Below are 19,418 nucleotides of genomic sequence, written 5' to 3' on the forward strand. Positions count from 1 at the left end.
CTAATTTGGGGTTGCTACATCCCATGAACGCAGCATTCCATGAACTCATTTTTATACAATGAATTTATTTTCTCGCCTCGCTATCGTATCTGGCGACATGTATTGTATTGGTCATTTCACATTGCCTTATGGGCGGCCTTCTGGGTGGTGATGGATGCGCCAGGTTCTTATGGGCGACATGTACTTAATATGGCTATGTGGATACCAGCGTTTATCCTGTTCAGCTATCCACTGGTGTACATTGCCATTCCTTACCTGTTGCTGCAAGGTAAAGTAATGCAGTTCTTCCTGCTGGTGATGGCATGGGGCGCAGCAGGCCTTTATATAGATTCCGAATACAGAAGTTATGTATTGATCCCCTTGCAGGAAGCCATGGGATTAACCAATATTCTTCCCCGTGGGCCGCTGGCCTTTTGTTACCTGTGTATGACTACCTCGGCCGCCAGCCCGATGATCATTCGTTTTTTTAAACTGTGGACACTCAAACAAAATGACTGGATATACGCACAACAGGAGAAGATAACAGCAGAGCTACAATTGCTCAAAGCCCAGGTACATCCACACTTCCTGTTCAATACCCTGAACAATATTTATTCTTATTCGCTGGAAAACTCGCCCAAGACACCTGGCCTGATCTTAAAACTTTCCTCCTTACTCACCTATATGCTGTACGACTGCAGCAGCCATGAGGTGTGGCTGGAAAAAGAGATCGGGATCATGAAGAATTACATCGACCTGGAAAAAGAACGGTACGGCAACAAAATTGAAATATCCTGGAACGTAGAAGGTGACATAAAGGGACAACTCATTGCCCCTTTACTGATGCTTCCCTTCCTGGAGAATGCTTTCAAACATGGTACATCAGAACAGACAGAAAAGCCCTCGCTACATGTAGACATCGCTATTAAACACCATAAGCTGCATTGCAGGATCAGTAACAGTAAGAACGAATATATGGCAAAAGGGCCTTGCGGGATCGGCATTAGCAATGTGCGGCAACGCCTCGCATTCATTTACCCCGGCTTACATGAATTGAGTATTTATGATGAGGGAGATTTCTTTATCGTTTCGATGATGGTACGGCTAACCGGCTACATCGCAGATTATGTGACTTCACCGGGAGCGCAGGCTGTTGCCCGAACAGTTCCCGTATCAATACCCGGCGCCAATTGAGATCGATAAAGCCTCCGTACCAAACCTGATCAACACATGAAAAAGATAAACTCTTTTTTATACAATGAATTCATTTTTTCGCCCCGGTACCGGATTTGGCGGCATATCATCTATTGGATTTTTCATACTATCATTTGGGCACTATTCTGGTTCATTATGGGAGCGCCTGATTCGTTTGGCAGCAACCTGTTCAACATGTTCTTATGGATACCCGTGTTTATGCTTTTTAGCTACCCGCTGGTATATGTCGCTATTCCCCAATTGCTGCTCAAAAAAAGGGTATGGCAGTTTTTCCTGCTCATTTTGGCCTGGGGAGTAATTGGCATATATATCAACACCGGATTCAGAAATTATCTGTATGTACCACTACAACGGGCCATGGGTTTTGATTTTGTGCCGGCAACGGGTCCCCAGTCGCACAGTTACCTGAGCATGACCACCTCCGCTGCCAGTATAATGACCATCAAGTTTTTCAAATTGTGGATGATCAAGCAACGCGCCTGGATGCAGGCTCAACAGGAAAAGATAACCGCCGAATTACAATTGCTGAAAGCGCAGGTGCATCCTCATTTCCTGATCAATACGCTGAATAATATCTATACTTTTTCATTGGAAAGATCACCCAAGACACCGGAAATGTTACTAAAATTGTCTTCTTTACTCAGCTACATGCTGTACGATTGCAGAAGTGAGAAAGTATGGATTGAGAAGGAGATCGGGGTCATGAAGAATTATATTGACCTGGAAAATGAGCGGTATGGCAATAAAATAGAGATATCCTGGAGTGTGGAAGGCGATACCAGGCAACAGTCCATAGCCCCTTTACTCATGCTGCCCTTCCTGGAAAATGCTTTCAAACATTGTGCCGCTGAGGAAATAGAAAAACCATGGCTGGGGGTAGACCTTTCGGTAGTACAGCATACCCTGCGCTGCAAGATCGCCAACAGCAAGAGTGAATATGTCTCTTTCCAGGAAGAAGGTGCTGGTATCATGAACGTAAAGAAGCGCCTCGCATTTATTTACCCCCTGCACCACGAGCTAAAAATAAACGACGAAGGAAATTTCTTTGTTGTTTCCATGTTGATCAAGCTGGAGGCTAACCTGCCCGCTTATATTGTGCCTTCTCCCCTCACCCAAATGGTACCAGTATGAAATTACGCTGCCTGTTAATAGACGATGAGCCGCCAGCATTAAAAGTACTGACCAGGTATATTGCCGACATAGATGGCCTTGAAATTGCCGGTCAGTGCAGCAATGCCATTGAGGCTCTCGGCATCTTGCATCAAAAAAGGGTAGATGTGATCTTCCTGGATATTAAAATGCCCCGCATTCTGGGGACAGATTTCCTAAAAAATCTTTCCCATCCACCCAAGGTCATATTTGTTACGGCCTATCGGGAATATGCGGTGGAGGGGTTTGAGCTGGATGCTGTTGATTACCTGATAAAACCTGTAGCGTTTGACCGCTTCTTTAAAGCTATCACGAAACTCAATCGCTTAATGGGGCAGGAAACAGTGACGCCAGATATCAATGAAATGCCCAACCCTTCTCCCTTTGTATACCTGAAAGTGGATAAGGATATGAAAAAGGTATTCGTTAATGACATTACCTATATAGAAAGCTGGAAGGACTATGTAAAAGTCTTCCAGTGCGACGGCAGGTTCCTGATGGTCAAGCAATCAATAACTGCCATGGAAAATCTCCTATCTGAGCATAAGTTCATGCGGGTGCATCGCTCCTACATGGTATCGGTGAACAAGATATCAGGTTACAATGGCATTTCTGTACACCTGGGCAAACAGGAAATTCCCATTGGCCGGCTGTATAAACAGGTAGCGATGGAGAAACTACTACAGTAATAATCCCTGATTTCCAGGAAAGCAACCTCCCTTAAGTATAACTCTTAGCTGCGGCGTCCAACCGCTGCCTGATCTTTGATGCCAGTATACGGGGCGCCAACACTTTCATAGACTCTCCAAACCCCAGGATCTCTCTTTCCAGTTCAAAATTCAGCACTACATCAATGCGGATGACAATACCATTTTCATCTTCTTTAATCAGCTTTTGGGAATGGTGTATAGGCTTAGTAAGTACATAGGGGGCATTGTATTTATCAATGAACAGCACCACCTTATTGGCCCGGTCCTTTTCAGTTTTGGTAACCCCAATAAGATCATCAAAGTATTGGTCAAAATCTACGCCTTCATGCTCAATGAACTTTTCTTTGCTTAATTCCTGGAATTCTATAATCCTGTCCAATGCCATTGTAGACAACAGGTTCCCTTTTTTACCTTTGGCAATCAGGAACCAGCGGTTGCGGTATTCTTTCAGCAAATAGGGAAAACAAATAAGCTGTTGTGATTTTGTGGCCTTAAAAGATTTGTATTCTACCAGCAAAGCCTTCTTCTGCAGGATGGCCTGGTACAGCGGATTAATATGTTCCAGTCCTTTCAGCAGCCTGTTGTTTTCAAACTGGATGCAATTGCGGCCCTGATGAGTTGTCCGGTACAGGTTGTTTTCCAACCGGGCAATCATATCGCTCATTTCTTCAAAGTATGTAAAGCCATTAAACTGCTTTAGGATACCTACAATCTCTTTCATCTTTTCTACGTCAGCCTGGTTCACCGGAGCATTGGTAATACTGTAATCCGGCTCACCGTATGTATAAAATTTCTTATCGGTAACAACAATTGGTGCATTGTAACCTAACTTATCGCTGCGCATTACCTGGATATCTGCCTGTATGGTTCTCTTGCTTACGCCTGATGTAATACCCTCTAATTGATAAAGGACATCTGCCACTTTTTCAATTAAATCTTCCAGGCACCATTTACGGTACCTGTTTCGCAGGCAGTCGTCAATGGTTTTGTAGCGGATAAGGGCTAATTTATTTATAGACATGGCAATATTTCTAGGGGCAAAAATAATTCCTTGATTAATGCTACGCAATAGACTTGCGTAGTAAGTAATTTTTTCGGGGCCAAAAAGCTTATTTTTAGTGCTAATAGCCTCAGAAGCAAATATATAAAAGCATCTCCAAATAAATATTTTCTCCTACGCAATTGTGCTGCGTACCAGTGTGTGCATATTTGCTGTATCAAAAACGGGTCAAGAATTAAGTTACTTCAAAACCAAGGATGCACTTATTCAATTACCGTTTTTGTTCTTTGAAGCAGTAGCTCAGCTGGTAGAGCAACGTAAAGTATTAAAATTATCAGGGGTCAATTCAAACATACTTCAATTGGTAATGCCGCTTCGGCGGCAGACTGGTTCGAACCCAGGCGCTTGAAGATTATCCCGGTCAATTAAGCCTTACGTCAATGACTGTTAATCCGTGGGTCGTTGGTTCGAATCCAACCTGCTTCACAAAACTATGGTCAATTATTGCTTACTTCAATTTGCTGAAGCAATAAAATTACCAGGTATAAACCAAGAATCATGAGCCAATTATTAAGCGTTAGCCTTCGTCAAAAAGCAGTATTTATTCCTGAAAGAGCAGCTATTAACGAGCGTGTTCAGCTTACAGAAGCAACAGGGTCACTGGTAGCAAACCTGTCCAAATTAGGTTTCGGGGTGTCAGAGCCTTTATTAAAAGCATTGAACAATAGCACTCCTTCCTTTCAGCTTACTGTACTGGATACTTTGCGTGAGGTGACGGGAGTTAATAAAAACTGGGCCCCGCTGGTAAAAGGTTGGAATGTACCTACCGGAGAAACAGTAGCAGATCATTTTATTACCTTCTTTGCTAATATCTTCAAGGTGGGCGGCACCGTGTTACCATGTGGACATACTATCCCCGCCAATACCTTCCCTTTGCACCGGTATAATGGCTGTCCTTTCTGCGGAACTCCTTTTGAGTTCGGGGCAATAGAAAACTACAAACAGGGAAGTGAACAAAAAATACTGGAATTATGGACACTACAGGATGCAACGGCTTTTTTGAGTGACTTGCTAACTTCCAAAACAGCGTTGGATGCTACACAAATGGATAGCCTCCATAAATTGCTTGGCGAATTGCCTATGCCTGATGTGAAGGTCGGAATAAAGGAAACATTAATGGCAGTGATAGACGTGTTCATCGACCAGAACCAGCCGGAAAAAGCGCAGGTTTTGTTTACATCTCCCACTGATATTATGCGCTATCTATGGTACAAGCACACTGGGTTTTTGCAGATAATTGAACCAAGGACTATTATCAGTCGTAGTTCCAAAAACAGCAGGCATATTTTACCACTGTTAGATAAGAGTGCAAAGGCCTTGCTGGATACCAAAACGGTTTTAAAACTGAAATACACAAGGAAGGATTGCATGATGGTGGCTGATTGGCTGAACAATATGGACCTGGATGCAGCTAAAATGTGTGAAATGATGCACCCAAAGCGTAGCATGTGGGTTCGTTTTATCAGGGCATTAAGATTGGCAGAATATAGTAAGCGTGCAGGTTTTGAAAAGCTACGCACTTTACTTCACCTGTTTTATAAGGAAGAATACAAGGTGTGGCAGGGAGCTGTAAACCATTACCGTCTTCGCTATTATGTCGATGAAACATTTGATTTATTGCAGCAGCGGCCCGGTCTGTTTGCCCGCTCCCTGTTTGCCAATATGTTGTGGTTTGGCAGCAAACCTACTATTGCCGCTTTTGCTGAAATAATAGACAAAGTACCTGCACGCCTGGTGTTTACGCTAAGCATGTATGCCGAAAATTATTTCGATAAAACCAATAACCGCGTAGTAAAGCCATTGGGAGGAGTAAATAAAAACATTCCTGCCAATCCATTATTATCCCTGTATAACGATGAGCAACTGGAAGGAATGAAAGCAGCTGTGGAAAACTTATGTTTATTGTCAGTCAGGAAACGCTTCGCAGCTATCAAAAGCACTGGCAAAACCATGTATATAGACCCGATGCTCTTTAAGATACCTGTTTCCATTGGTGACAGAAGTGACAACATACAGGATCTTCCTGCGGCATTGATGGGAACACGCTTTCAGGTAGCAGGAGACACGGTAAGGCTGTTCATGCAATGGGGCGTGGGCCTCCCTGCTCAGCATTTGGACATGGACCTGAGCTGTCTTATTACCTACGAAGGGCGAACAGAACGTTGCTCGTTCAGTTCCCTGGTAGCCACTGGTTGTAAACATAGTGGGGATATCAGGAGCATTCCCGATCAAATTGGTACTGCCGAATACATCGAGTTGGACACTACTGTATTGAAAAAAGCAGGAGCAAAATTTGTAACCTTTACTTGCAACGCCTATAGCAACGGAAGCCTTACACCCAACCTGGTAGTTGGCTGGATGAATAGTAAGTACCCAATGACGATTTCCGAAAGAACAGGGGTTGCTTATGATCCATCCTGTGTACAACACCAGGTCAGGATAGTCAATAGCCTTGGCAAAGGCCTGGTATTTGGCGTATTGGACGTAGCGCAGCATGAAATAATCTGGCTGGAAATGCAGTTTTCAGGGCAGCTTGCTCAAAACCTGAATACCGGAAATATAGGAGCCATCCTGAAGAAACTGGATAGCAAATTGACTATTGGGCATTTATTGCGTATCAAAGCAGAAGCCCAGCAGCTGGAAATACTGGAAAATAGCGAGGCAGATGAAGTGTACACAACAGCCTGGGCGCAGAATACCGCAGCCGTCACAAAGCTGCTGGTGGATTAACAAATACAGCACCCTGAATTTTATCAGGGTGCTTTTCAATGTAAGTAAAACGAAATGAACAAATATTTACGGCTAAAAGATGAATTATCATTAGCCGGTACAGGAAAAATGAAGGCATTTGGCAATTCTATGTTGCCGGTATTAAAAGACGGAAGCCTGTTGACTTTTGAAAAAGCAGATAACTATGAGATCGGGGATATTGTATTTTGCAAAGTAAAAGGCAGGTATATTGATGCCCATAAAATAATAAAAAAGGATACCACCAAGGGATTCCTGATTGCCAACAACCACGGCTTTGAAAATGGGTGGACAAAGATCATTTATGGCAAGGTTGTTCTTGCAGAATGGCAGGGAAGGGTCATTTATAAAACGGAATGAGGTGCGGGTTAGTGGATGCTACAACCTGCTCTATTACTTGATCTGCGTATTCTGATCATGAACAAGTCGCCAGCCCTGGGCTGAGTTCTTAAAGATCAGCACGAGGTATTCGTTGTCCTGGAACTTAATATTACCTGTTGAATCTTTCTGGCTAAACTTATACTTAATTAAAGCGTATCCAAGCGAGTCGGATTTTTCTGTCCTCACGATATTCCCTTCCTATTCCCAGTTCTTTTGGCTGAACCAGTTTTTATGAAACTTCATGAATAACCTATTATCAAAACCGCATTCGGATACTGTACGATCCAGACAAACTAAGGGGTATTTGCGGCGGGGTTTCTTCCAATATTCTTTGATCATCCCCTATATGACATAATATGCCTCTTTTAGCCGTTCATAAACCTGCCATCCCGTAATCAGGCCTTTTTTCTACCTTGGTGTTCTAAATGATAGCTTTATGGACTTCCAACTCGTAACCGGTGGTCCTGATACAATGGACCACCTGGTCTTTACCACCACGTTCACACACAACAAGTTTTTCTACAAAGCGGCACTGGCAGAAACCATTACCTGGGAAGGATTGCGAACGGGCACCTACGATGTACTGCTTCAATCGGGCAAGGGCACACAACGCTTTACGCTCATAAAAGACGGAGACCATTGGAGAGCCGGCGGGGAAGTAGAACAGATTGGTGTACTTGAGCAGGAGATAGCTGATCTGCTGGGCACAACCATCAACGAGGTGCGCAAGTGAGCAGCTGAGGGTTTTACCTCAATGGTGACTCGATAGTACCTCTCTTCCTCCTCTTTGGTTCCTCATTGCTTTCCCGGGCTCCGGGGAGGCAAAGAGGAGGCATTGAGGAGAATCTGAGGAAGCAATGAGGACAATGATCGAATTTTCTGTTATTCATCCCAGAACATTCGTCGTTCGTCCCTTATTTTCCCTCGGGCCGTCCCCAATGGCCAGGTGTTTTCGAGGAGAAAAAGCTGTTCGTCCCAAGACATATGTCGTTTGTCCCAGGTTTCCGGGGAGGCCGGACCATTTTTGAAAAAGCTGGGCTGAAACTGATATAGATTTGCTGTATCGATCACTGCCAAAGGAGTTTCGCCTGGGAGAGAGCAATGAACGGCATAATTATTGGGTTTTGTACATTTCGCTCGTAATTATTTTGGTTTTTGCCTATATTTAGAACTGTGGGGAATACGACGGTATGCGATCCAATCCAGCAGCCGTTGACTGTACTCCCAGGTTAGTACCGATTAAGGATAATAACTAGTATTGCTTAAAATCTCTCTCTGAAGAAACGCGAAGTGTTACCGCCCTGCCGGTAGCAAAGGGGCAATCTTACCCTCAAAAGACCGAAAATAAATTTATCATTTAACCTTCCTGTTAAACAACCCTTCTATGAGCTTAAGAGAATTAAAGCAAGCGCTTGTTTTGGTATTGTTCACCGTTTGCCCGGGATTATTGATTGCTCAGTTTGATGAGCAATTGATGCGTGACATTCGCAATACAGGTTACATACACAGTCCCTTGCCACTGGATTACAGCAAGTCTTTTGAATCATTTGGATTAACCAAAAAAGTATTGGCTTCGGATATGTTGTGCGACATGGAAACACTGGATAAATGGTCGCACAAAGGATTTGGAGGTATGTACCTTACAAATGAAAGAAGCAAATCAGGTAAAAACAGTTTGCGGCTGGTTGGACAAACTACCAATCCGACATTTCTGGACTGGGGTATCGGGCTCGGTACTTCCATGGCCAGTTATGATGTAGGCGGCGTCAATTGGGAAAAATACAATCGCATTCATTTCTACATCTATCCGCATTGCGAAGGCGCCCGCAGCATCTACCTCAATTTATACCTTGAAAATGATGGTAAGATAAAGGTCCCGGATAAATACGAACGGGAAGGCATTCATGAAATTAACCTGATCAACGGTCAATGGAATGAATGTTTTGTTGAGATGCCGGAGCTGCCGCGTGATAAAATAACCAAATTGTCCTTTGCTATAGAAATATTCGGCAAAGAACGCACCATGGGCGATTCGTTGAAATTTGATATTGATGCGGTGTCACTGCAAACCATCGAAAACCCTGAAATAGCCAGTGGCTGGGTACCGGCATCCAACCGCATTATACATTCCACCACCGGCTATGGTGTTGAAAGTGAAAAGACAGCCATTGTGCAGGTGAAAAATAACAAGGGAAAGTTTCAACTGATCGATAAAAGCAGCAATAAGGTGGTGTATGAAGGAAAGATCAACACAAAAAAAACAGCCATCGGGAATTTTGAGACCATTGATTTCAGTGCGTTCAAAAAAGAGGGGCAGTATTTTATTCGCGCCGGCGATGTTGCCAGCAAGCCCTTTTACATCAACAAAAATATTTGGGATAATTCTGCGTGGCGTATGCTGAATTATATATTTAATGAACGTTGCGGTTATCCTATTCCCGGTAAGCACGGGGCCTGCCACACTGATCTCAATGCTACTTTTGAAGGAAAACTTTTCCCTTTCAATGGAGGCTGGCACGATGCTGCCGACATGTCGCAGCAGGTCTTGCAATCCGGCGAAATTATTTATGGCCTGCTGGAGGAGGCCAACCGGGCTAAGAAGAAAGGCAATAGCCCCTTATTTATTAGGTTACAGGAGGAAGCAGAATGGGGTATTGACTGTATATTGAAAGCGAGACTGGGTAATGGCTACCGTGCACAAACCTGGGGTACCAATCTATGGACGGATGGATTTATCGGTACAAAGGATGATTCTTCAAGGCGCAGGCAGGTACGTATTCACAACCGTGCTTTTGAGAACTTTATGTTTGCCGGTATAGAGGCCTATGCCTCCATGAGTCTGGAGAATGACCCCATGCTGAAAGAATTCCTGCGCAAGGCAGCCATTGAGGATTATGCTTTTGCCCGTAAGCGTTTTGATAGCCTGGGCTTTAATGACCTGAGCAGCATTGGCGGCGGGGGTGATCATGCAGCCATGGCTTCCAATAGCCAGTATTCGGCCAACATTTCCTTTGCGGCCAGCTTATTGTACAAATTAACCAGGGATAAGTCATATGCAGCGGAAGCGGCAAAAGCCATTCAGTACACATTACAATGTCAGCGTACTGAACCACTGAATGACAAAAACAAACTACGTGGCTTTTTTTATCGCGACCTGAATAAAAGATCCATTGTTCATTATACCCATCAGTCACGCGACCATTCCTATATGCAGGCATTAACAGCCCTTTGCGAAACCCAACCGGATAACCCGGATTACAAAAAATGGGAAGCCGCTATCAGGATGTATGGTGATTATCTTAAAACCATTATGCAGTATGTGCAGCCGTACGGTTTGGTGCCCAGCGGCGTTTATCATGTGGATGAGGTAAAGGACTCGGTCAATTTTTATAAAGTGCAGGTAGGCATTTACAAAGGCGCTGCCAGTGATTATAAAGAACAGTTGGAGCATGGCTTTAAACTGGATGAGGAGCATTACCTGCGTGTTTTTCCCGTATGGTTCTCTTTTAAAGGAAACGCAGCGGTACAACTGTCCACCGGCAAGGCGGCGGCCCTTGCAGGAAGGTTTTTGCACGACAAAAAGCTGATGGATATTGCAGAACAGCAATTATTCTGGATAGTGGGTAAAAATCCTTTCGGACAATCTATCATTTGGGGGGAAGGAAGCAACTATCCTCAATTGTATACGGCATTGCCCGGTGAAACCGTGGGTGGCATCCCTGTAGGTATGCAATCAAGATTTAATGAAGACACCCCCTACTGGCCGCAGTTTAATACCGCCACCTATAAAGAATTGTGGGTAGGGCCGGCAGCCAAATGGTTTTCGCTGATTGCTGAGTTCTGATAAGACGATGCTGACCCTTTTATTGAGCCTTGAATAAGTTAATGGTATACTCAAGTAATTTGTTGTCTCCATATGCACCATGTCCCGGAACAACGATTTTCACATTGGGGTATTCCTTTTTCACTTTTTCAACGGTGCCTGACCAATCGGCCACATTAGCATCGCCTAAATAGCCTTTGCTGGCACCTGATTCTTTTATTAAACAACCGCCAAATAGGATGTTTTCACCCGGGAAATAACCGACTACATTATCTTTTGTATGACCTTCTCCGAAAAACTTTGCAATAATATGTTCATTGCCCACTTTTAAAATGAGTGAGTCTTTGAAACTGTTTTGGGGAACAACAAAATTCTTCTCTTTTGCAAATTCAATCGTTCTGAAATAAGCATAAGAAGGGATATTGTTGTTATGGAATGCTTTTAGTCCACCCAGGCAATCGTCGTGGAAATGGGTTGGAATAATGGCGTTTATCTTACAATGTAGCTTTTCTTTGATCCATTTGATTAACGCTGCAGCACTGGTATCGTTGGTTGGTGTATCAAAAACAATTACTTCCTTACTATTTCTGACGATGAGGCCGTTACAGGGAACGTTGCCAAAATCATTGGTTTGTAAGAATGAGGTATGTTGAAAAGAGTTTTCGGTAATTTGGGTTACAATCAACGCTTTGGATTTGTAAACCACTTTGGGCTTGAATATCTGTCTTTTTTGAGCACTACCATGTAAACAGGTAAGAGAGACTACAATGATCAACAGCGTTTTTATAATGGTTTTCATTATTGCTCTTTTTTGAATTTTTGTTATTGGAAGGTCATCGGCGCTAGGCCCACATGGTCTTCCGAATATCCCCCAAAAGCAAAACCCGCTGTATTACAGCGGGCTTATCATGAGTTGTGGTCCCGCCAAGAATCGAACTTGGATCTAGAGTTTAGGAAACTCCTATTCTATCCATTGAACTACGGGACCAGGAATTAAAAACAGGCTTTAAGAAGCAGCTGTCTTCAGATTTCCGGGCGGCAAAAATAAGAAAACAAAGCATTGTATTCGTAGTAGCCCCGAAAAAAGGACAAATTGCTCAAAAACAGGGTGTAAGAGGCCTCTTTTTCACCTTTCTTCCCTACCAATACGCATCATTACAAATTTACTGGGCTGCACACGAATTCCACCTATCTTTGCTTCCCCTAAAAAAAAGTACGTATATGAAGATTTATACCTGGCTTATCCGTTACCGCCTTTACCTGGGTTTGGCTCTGGTGGTACTGGGTATCGTGGCGAATATTTACAGCAGCTTCTGGCCTGCTTTTCCGCTTTATTTTATCGGCCTCATCCTGATTGTAGGTCACTTTTTCATTGGCCCCCTGCGACTGATCCAGGAATACATGGAAAATGGTGACATGGAAGGCGCCGAAGGCGTACTCAATTCAGTTAAATTCCCCAACCTGCTTTATAAACCCATCCGCTCCGCTTACTATACCTTCAAAGGTCAGCTGGCGATGATGAAACAGGATTTCGACGGCGCCGAAAGCAACATGAAAAAAGGGCTTTCACTGGGCACCCCCATGAAAGAAGTAAAAGGCGCCAACCTCCTGCAAATGGGAATGATCTCCCTGCAAAAAGGCAATTTCAAACAAGGGGAACAATACATCCGCCAGGCCATCCGCGAAGGATTACCCGATAAGGAAAATGAAGCCGCCGCCTACCTGCAGATGTGCAATATCATGATGAACAAAAGGGAATTTCGTGCCGCTAAAGAATTCTTCCGCAAGACAAAAGCACTGAAACCTACCAGCCCTGAAATTGTAAAACAGGTAAAAGAAATAGAGAAATACATCTCCCGCATACCGGGATAAGCGGGACTAAAATATTTCAAAAGTTATAGAGCTCTTATAGAGGCCATCGTCCATATATACTCAAGGGATTCTTGAGGGGAAGTAGTAGGCTTACTATGGGTACTTCCCAAACAGCCCCTCAATCGTCTTAAACCGGAAAGCAAATATCTGTTGGAGCTTCTTTTCTACCAGCCGGCCGGCCACCAAATCGCCCAGCCAACGGCCAGGTATCTTATAATGCACAATGTCTGTCATTTCTACCCCTCCCGGCACTTCTTTGAAATGGTGTTGATGATGCCATAAGCTATAAGGCCCATACCGCTGCTCATCCGCAAAGTACCTGCCCGGCTCCACATGCGTGATCTCCGTCATCCAATACCATTCAATACCCCATAGCGGTTTGATCTTGTATTCAATGATCTGCCCCGGGTAAATGCTCTCACCATGTAGGGTGGAAGTAACCCTGAAATGAACATCCGGTGGTGTGATCGCTTGTAAATTAACCGGACTGGAGAAGAATGCCCAGGCTTCCTGCAGGGATACAGGAATACACTGAACCGCTTTGAAAGAGTGCACACTCATAAAATACTATCCTAAACAGGCATCATACCGTTTGGTTTTACAAAGAGAAATCTTTTTTTACCTGCACGGCACAGGATTGCAGGATAGACTCTACCAGGTTTACCTGTGCTGGTAATTGTTCTGTACCTTCTCCTTTTTTACCATTTTGCTCAATTTGCCGTATCGTATCCTTTAGGGTACTGATGCCCATGGAATCAATGGTGGATTTCAACTTATGCGCCAGCTTTCCTACCTGCGCCCAGTTTTGCAGGGTTGTTTCCTTTTGCATTTCCTGCAATGTCAAAGGCATCGTATCGAGGAAGAGCTGCAACATGCGTTTCACAAAGCTTTCATCACCACCAGCAATGCCGTACACCAGGGAGAGGTTGTACAACTTATCAGCGTCGTCAGTTTTGGATGGCAGGATGTGCTGCCGTTGATCCTGGTCAGTAGTGATCATGTTCGTTAGGTTGGTTAAGTTGTCTGTTATGATGCGGTGGAGATGGGGTTCATTAATAGGCTTGGGCAGATAGTCATTCATGCCGGCAGCCAGAAAACGTTCCCTGTCTCCTTTCAGGGCATTGGCTGTTAGCGCTACAATGGGTATGCTGGCTTTGAGGGGATCAGTTAGCAGGCGTATCTGCTGCGTAGCTTCCAGGCCATCCATTTCCGGCATATGTATATCCATCAGCACAAGGTCATAGTGATTTTGTTGCACCAGCACCAATGCCTCCCGGCCATTACCCGCTATATCTACTTCAAAGCCCCATGATTCTATCATATGACGAGCCAGGTGTTGGTTCATCTCCACATCTTCGGCCACCAGTATCCGCCGTTTCTCCCCGTCATGGTTGTTGGGTGCTGTCATGCTGCCGGTTATTTGGTACTCAATTCACCGGCCTGTATCATACGGTAAATAGTAGACTTCCCAATATCAAGTTTCTTAGCTACCAGCAATACGTCCTTGTCGTATTTGTCCAGGTAATGTTGAATAATATGGATCTCAAAATCCTTCAGGGTCCTTTCCTTGCTCAACAGGTCGTTGACGGTAGCGGCTGTATTGATCGTAATATGCTCGGGCAGCACGGTCTCTGCATCGGCCATTACAGCCGCCAGTTCCATCACCGATTTCAGTTCACGTACATTACCCGGGAAGGTATATTGTAATAATTTCTGTTGCGCTTCCTGCGATAGGGTTTTCTTCTCAATGCCATTGTCCTTACAAAAAAGGTCAATAAAGCTCCTTGCCAGCAGGATGATATCATTGCCCCGCTCGCGTAATGCAGGCAGTTGCAGGGGCAACCCGATCAGGCGGTAATAAAGGTCTTCACGGAATGTTTTCTGTTGTACCTCTTCCAGCAGGTTACGGTGGGTGGCCACTATTATACGGGCATTCACCGCCACGGTCTCATTGCCGCCAATGCGGGTGATCTCCCTTTCCTGTAATACCCTCAGTAGTTTTGCCTGCAGGCTGATGTCCATTTCGCCAATCTCATCCAGGAACAGGGTACCGCTATTGGCTTCTTCAAACTTGCCAATGCGACGGGTAACGGCGCCGGTAAAAGCTCCTTTTTCATGACCAAACAGTTCGCTTTCGATCAACTCTTTGGGAATGGCTGCCACATTCACGGCTACAAAGGGTTTCTTTTGCCGCTCAGAATTATAATGGATGGCTTTGGCCACCATTTCTTTACCCGTACCGGTTTCACCGGAAATGGATACCGTGATATTGGTTTTGCAGGCCTTTTCAATAAGGCCATACACTTTCTCCATCACTTCGCTCTTACCGATCAGGAATTTGGAGTAATCGTATTTCTTACCCACCTGCTCTTTCAGTTGCTCTACCTCCTGCCGCAGGCCCACAATTTCTTTGAGGTGCAGCAAGCTATTCCACAGCCTGTCCTTTACATCATCGTCTTTTACAATGTAGTCGAATGCACCGTTTTTCAGTAGGCTGATGGCTGTACCCACATCCTCTTGTCCGGAGATGATAATCACCTGAATATCAGGGTTGACCTCCCGTATTTTCTTCAATACGGCACTTCCATCCATATCGGGCATGGAGTAGTCGAGCGTAACCACATCGGGCCGCTCGTGAAGCTGGTCAAAAAAGGCAGTAGAGCTTTCGAAGCGTTTAACTTCATAATCCGGGTTGAGAGACAGGTAATGTTCGAGCATGGAACCATACCAAACATCATCTTCCAGGACGAAAATCCTGAGGGCATGCTGATTTTTCATTGTAAAGGACTAAATATTACTATATAAACGTATGAACCACAAAAAAGTATTCCCAAAATGAAGATTTTTTCCGCAAATGAGAAAAGTCAAGTCTCCAGGATAGGTTTTTATTGCCAAATGAGTAGGTAATTCACCTTAAAAAGGGCCAGGTGCATGTTACCGGCTACTTATCTTTGGTGATGCTCAGCCAGCACCCCACCTTATCAGATATGGAACGGATAGGCTTGTTTACCAGGCTCATTGACAGCTTTCCCAAGGGCCACCCGCTCAAGCGCTACCGTGGCGATATATACCATGAGGCAGATCGTTTTCACCTTGTTTTTGGGGTTATGAAGCGGCAGGGGTGGACCTCAGTTCTCATCAACCAACAGATCGACGAGCACCTGGCCAGCCTGGAAGGTCCGATTCCGGTTACAGTAACCGAATGGACGGATAAGTTGCGGGCAGCTGTTCATGAATTTGATAACTACCAGGTATTGCTGGGCCAGCTCAACCGCCAGGATATATATGATCAGCCGGAGGCGCCCGATAGCAATGGGCACCCGTTTAATTTGCTGGAAGATCCGTTGATAGAAAAGATCATCCTGCTATTGAATTACCTGGCTGCCGGGCAGGATATTCCTAATAGCGGTGATGAAATGTTGTTTGAGCTATTGCATGGAGCATGGTTCAACATCCCTCCCCAGGAGATCATCAACCTGGTGATTGAAGTGGCCGACCGCCAGTATACGGAATACATTACCTCACTACGCCGGCTTTTACAGGAAAAGGTGACGGCGCCTCCAAAGAACCTGTTTACCCCTGCCGTTCCTGAAGGGTTGAAACGCGCTTCCGGCGCTATTGAAAAACTGATTGGCCTGGCGGCTGGTACGCCCCTGCCCTTGTTGCTGGAGCAGTTGCTCCAGGAAACGGGGATCAGGGATTTTATCAGCCAAAGCCCCGATAAAGAAATACTGGAGCAACGGGTGAACAGGTTCACGGCATACATAACTGAAGAAGCATGCCGCAACCCCGCCATGGACCTGCCATTGCTGGTGAAGCTACTCTCGCTGATGAGCAGATCGGCCAGGGCATGGTCATCAATAGAGATCCATCACCCCGCCAATGCCTTGCAGGCACTCGCCCCGCTTTATCAGCCTGCAGCAGCTCCTGCCTTTACCAGGACGGGCGGAGTGGCCTTCTCGCCCGTGACAATAGCCACACCAACAGGGCCACAGATAGCCCGGCTGGAAGTAGCCCTGGAGAATAAGCTATTGCAGCGCTTTGCGATGAGTGCTACCACGCTTAACAATTTCCTCCGGTGCCCGCTGGAATTTTATTACACTATTCTTATCCGTATTCCTTTCCCAAGAAATGAAGCCACAGAATTTGGGTCAGCCGTTCACTGGGCCCTGGAAATGCTGTTTCGTAAAATGCAATCCAACCAGGAAGTCTTTCCTCCCAAAGAAGTGTTTATAAAAGAATTTGAAGGATATATGCGGCGACGCCGCGCCAGTTTCACCCCCGAGCAGTTCAACCGCCGGCTAGCGTACGGTCAGGAAGTGTTAAGCCATTATTATGATGAGTACATTCATACCTGGAGCACGATCGTAACAGTAGAAAGGAATTTCCGGAATGTAATGGTGCAAGGTGTTCCGCTCAAAGGCAAAATAGACAAACTGGAATTTGATGGACGGTCGGCCAACCTGGTAGATTATAAAACAGGTGATCCCGACAAATCCAGGGCAAGGCTCGCGCCACCTGGTGAAGTCATTCCCAATGGAGGGGATTACTGGCGGCAGGCTGTATTTTATAAGATCCTTGTAGATAATTACCCGCAAAAGGAGTGGAAAGTAACGAGTGCGGAGTTTGATTTCATTGAGCCCGATAAAAACGGGCATTATCATAAGGTAAAGTTATTTATTACGCCGGAAGAGGTAAACCTGGTAACCCGGCAGATCATTACAGCGTGGCAACGCATTCAGCAGCGTGCGTTTTATACAGGCTGTGGCAAGCCGGATTGCCATTGGTGCCATTTTGTTAAAACCTATGAGCTGGCCCAGACCCCACATGAATAATCCACGCAAACAAGCTATGTTTGCAGCTTATTGAAAGTTGTATATATCCCATGAAGCAGGTATTATCTATTCTCTTCTTAATTATAGTTATTGCTCAATTCCAGGTATTCACTGTTGGCTGCGCCAATATCATTCCACCCATGGGCGGGCCTAAGGATTCATTGCCCCCTTTATTGATGAGGGCCACTCCCCACGACTCAACCAGGGACTTTACCGGCAAGAAGATCGTATTTGAATTTGATGAGTTCATTGCACAACCAGATAACCTGCAGGAAAACCTGCTGGTATCTCCTGTTCCCAAGTCTACTCCCATTGTTACCAGTAAACTTAGAACGCTAACGGTAGCCATCAAGGATACGCTGGAAGAGAATACAACTTATTCTATCAATTTTGGTAATGCTATTAAAGACATCAATGAAGGAAATATACTGAAAGACTTTACCTATGTTTTCAGCACCGGTTCGACCATTGACTCTTTAACAGTATCGGGGAAAGTGATCATCGCAGAAACAGGTAAAACGGACTCCACGCTGATAGCAGTACTCCACCGGAATACAGATGATTCGGCAGTTATCAAAGAGCGCCCAAGGTATGTGGCAAAAACCGACAGGGAGGGTCATTTTATCTTCCGCAACCTGCCGCCTGCCACTTATGCCTTGTATGTCTTCAAGGATGAAGGCGGCCAACGGAAATACATGAACAAGGGCCAGCTGTTTGCCTTCTCCGATTCGCTGGTCAATACAACAGACAATAAGACTTTTACCTTATACGCTTATACGGAGAAGGAGGAAGAGAAGAAAGATAACAAATCGAAGTCTCCGACACCTGCGATTAACCGGCCTTCGGCTACCAAAGGGGGCGCTGTAGTGCAGGACAAAAGGTTAAAGATCGAAACCAACCTGGCCAACCAGGAACTGGACCTGCTGGGCAATCTGGAGATCAGTTTTAAGACAGCTCCTTTAAAATTCTTTGACTCCTCCAAAGTACAGTTCACCAACGAAAAGTATGAACCGATAACAGCTTACCGGTTTACTTTGGATACCAGCAAACAGAAACTCACCCTCGAACACAAATGGGAGGCCAATACGGCCTATAACCTCATCGTAGATAAAGAATTTGCGGAGGATACGCTGGGCCATAAACTACTGAGGTCGGATACCCTGCAGTTCCGTACGAAAAAAGAAAGCGAGTATGGGCTGGTGCGTCTTCGCTTTCTCAATCTTGATCTCTCCAAAAACCCGGTATTACAGTTCGTACAGGCCGACCAGGTAAAATACAGTCATGTATTCACGGACCGCAATTTCAGTGCGAAACTCTTTGTACCGGGAGAATACGACCTGCGTATTTTATATGATGCCAACAAAAACGGCGTTTGGGATCCCGGAGAATTCTTCGGTAAGCATATCCAGCCGGAAAGGGTGTTGCCGGTACCCCGCAAACTGACCATTAAGGCCAACTGGGATAATGAGATAGATATTACGCTTTAGTTTTGTGTTTCGGGTTTGAAGTTTTTGGTTCTTTAGTTCAAAGAACTTAAAAAAGCGAAGCAGTTTTTGATGGCAAACTAAGGCTCGGCCTGTCACTTTTCTTTCAGAAAAACGTAGCGCGGAGCAACCCTAAACACGCAACCCCAAACGCGAAACACG

Annotated in this window: 15 protein-coding genes and 1 tRNA gene; 10 read left to right on the plus strand and 6 right to left on the minus strand. The window is 45.0% G+C overall.

Features of this window, described 5'->3' with window-relative positions; genetic code table 11:
• Positions 1-39 precede the first annotated feature (39 nt).
• From D3H65_RS21265 to D3H65_RS21275, 3 genes are read left to right on the plus strand one after another with little or no spacing between them, the layout of a single operon-like run.
• A complete protein-coding gene (locus D3H65_RS21265; RefSeq protein ID WP_119052246.1) occupies positions 40-1,173 on the plus strand; it encodes a sensor histidine kinase in 1,134 nt (377 codons plus the stop codon).
• Positions 1,174-1,209: 36 nt separating this feature from the next.
• Positions 1,210-2,325 (plus strand): sensor histidine kinase, encoded by a 1,116-nt coding sequence (locus tag D3H65_RS21270; RefSeq protein ID WP_119052247.1) that lies wholly within the window; start codon positions 1,210-1,212, stop codon positions 2,323-2,325.
• Positions 2,322-3,032 (plus strand): LytR/AlgR family response regulator transcription factor, encoded by a 711-nt coding sequence (locus D3H65_RS21275; RefSeq protein ID WP_119052248.1) that lies wholly within the window; start codon positions 2,322-2,324, stop codon positions 3,030-3,032. The genes D3H65_RS21270 and D3H65_RS21275 overlap by 4 nt, the downstream gene beginning before the upstream one ends.
• A 31-nt stretch (positions 3,033-3,063) precedes the next feature.
• Here the strand turns inward: D3H65_RS21275 and D3H65_RS21280 are convergent, their stop codons facing one another.
• Positions 3,064-4,074 carry a helix-turn-helix transcriptional regulator gene (locus D3H65_RS21280; protein WP_119052249.1) on the minus strand — a complete coding sequence of 337 codons (1,011 nt, stop codon included), beginning with the start codon at positions 4,072-4,074 and terminating at the stop codon, positions 3,064-3,066.
• A 537-nt stretch (positions 4,075-4,611) separates the two neighbouring features.
• Between D3H65_RS21280 and D3H65_RS21285 the strand changes: the two genes are divergently transcribed.
• The 4 genes from D3H65_RS21285 (at position 4,612) to D3H65_RS21300 (ending at position 11,086) form a co-directional block, all read left to right on the plus strand.
• Positions 4,612-6,843, plus strand: coding sequence for a hypothetical protein (locus tag D3H65_RS21285; protein ID WP_119052250.1), 2,232 nt, complete (start codon positions 4,612-4,614; stop codon positions 6,841-6,843).
• 54 nt (positions 6,844-6,897) lie between these two features.
• Entirely contained in the window at positions 6,898-7,221 is a 324-nt protein-coding gene (locus D3H65_RS21290) for a S24 family peptidase (protein ID WP_119052251.1), read from the plus strand.
• Positions 7,222-7,678: 457 nt separating this feature from the next.
• On the plus strand, positions 7,679-7,975 hold the full coding sequence (locus D3H65_RS21295; RefSeq protein WP_119052252.1) for a hypothetical protein: 297 nt from the start codon (positions 7,679-7,681) through the stop codon (positions 7,973-7,975).
• 651 nt (positions 7,976-8,626) lie between these two features.
• Entirely contained in the window at positions 8,627-11,086 is a 2,460-nt protein-coding gene (locus tag D3H65_RS21300; protein ID WP_119052253.1) for a glycoside hydrolase family 9 protein, read from the plus strand.
• Positions 11,087-11,105: 19 nt separating this feature from the next.
• Here the strand turns inward: D3H65_RS21300 and bla are convergent, their stop codons facing one another.
• The gene (bla, locus tag D3H65_RS21305) at positions 11,106-11,864 is read right to left on the minus strand and encodes a subclass B1 metallo-beta-lactamase (protein ID WP_119052254.1); all 759 of its coding nucleotides are present in this window, start codon (positions 11,862-11,864) and stop codon (positions 11,106-11,108) included.
• 117 nt (positions 11,865-11,981) lie between these two features.
• A tRNA-Arg gene (locus D3H65_RS21310) sits at positions 11,982-12,053 on the minus strand.
• Between the two features lie 233 nt (positions 12,054-12,286).
• Here D3H65_RS21310 and D3H65_RS21315 point away from each other — a divergent pair.
• Entirely contained in the window at positions 12,287-12,937 is a 651-nt protein-coding gene (locus D3H65_RS21315; protein ID WP_119052255.1) for a tetratricopeptide repeat protein, read from the plus strand.
• A gap of 93 nt (positions 12,938-13,030) precedes the next feature.
• Here D3H65_RS21315 and D3H65_RS21320 read toward each other — a convergent pair whose 3' ends face one another.
• The 3 genes from D3H65_RS21320 to D3H65_RS21330 are packed head-to-tail and all read right to left on the minus strand — an operon-like array spanning position 13,031 to position 15,715.
• Positions 13,031-13,498, minus strand: a complete 468-nt coding sequence (locus D3H65_RS21320; RefSeq protein WP_119052256.1) for an SRPBCC family protein — start codon at positions 13,496-13,498, stop codon at positions 13,031-13,033.
• A gap of 37 nt (positions 13,499-13,535) precedes the next feature.
• Complete coding sequence (locus D3H65_RS21325) at positions 13,536-14,345, minus strand: response regulator (RefSeq protein ID WP_119052257.1); 810 nt, start codon at positions 14,343-14,345, stop codon at positions 13,536-13,538.
• A gap of 8 nt (positions 14,346-14,353) precedes the next feature.
• A complete protein-coding gene (locus tag D3H65_RS21330; RefSeq protein ID WP_119052258.1) occupies positions 14,354-15,715 on the minus strand; it encodes a sigma-54-dependent transcriptional regulator in 1,362 nt (453 codons plus the stop codon).
• Positions 15,716-15,894: 179 nt separating this feature from the next.
• Between D3H65_RS21330 and D3H65_RS21335 the strand changes: the two genes are divergently transcribed.
• On the plus strand, positions 15,895-17,772 hold the full coding sequence (locus D3H65_RS21335; RefSeq protein WP_162915755.1) for a RecB family exonuclease: 1,878 nt from the start codon (positions 15,895-15,897) through the stop codon (positions 17,770-17,772).
• 50 nt (positions 17,773-17,822) lie between these two features.
• Positions 17,823-19,259 (plus strand): Ig-like domain-containing domain, encoded by a 1,437-nt coding sequence (locus D3H65_RS21340; RefSeq protein WP_119052260.1) that lies wholly within the window; start codon positions 17,823-17,825, stop codon positions 19,257-19,259.
• The last annotated feature ends 159 nt before the right edge of the window (positions 19,260-19,418 follow it).

It is taken from the genome of Paraflavitalea soli, from assembly GCF_003555545.1.
Classification (GTDB): domain Bacteria; phylum Bacteroidota; class Bacteroidia; order Chitinophagales; family Chitinophagaceae; genus Paraflavitalea; species Paraflavitalea soli.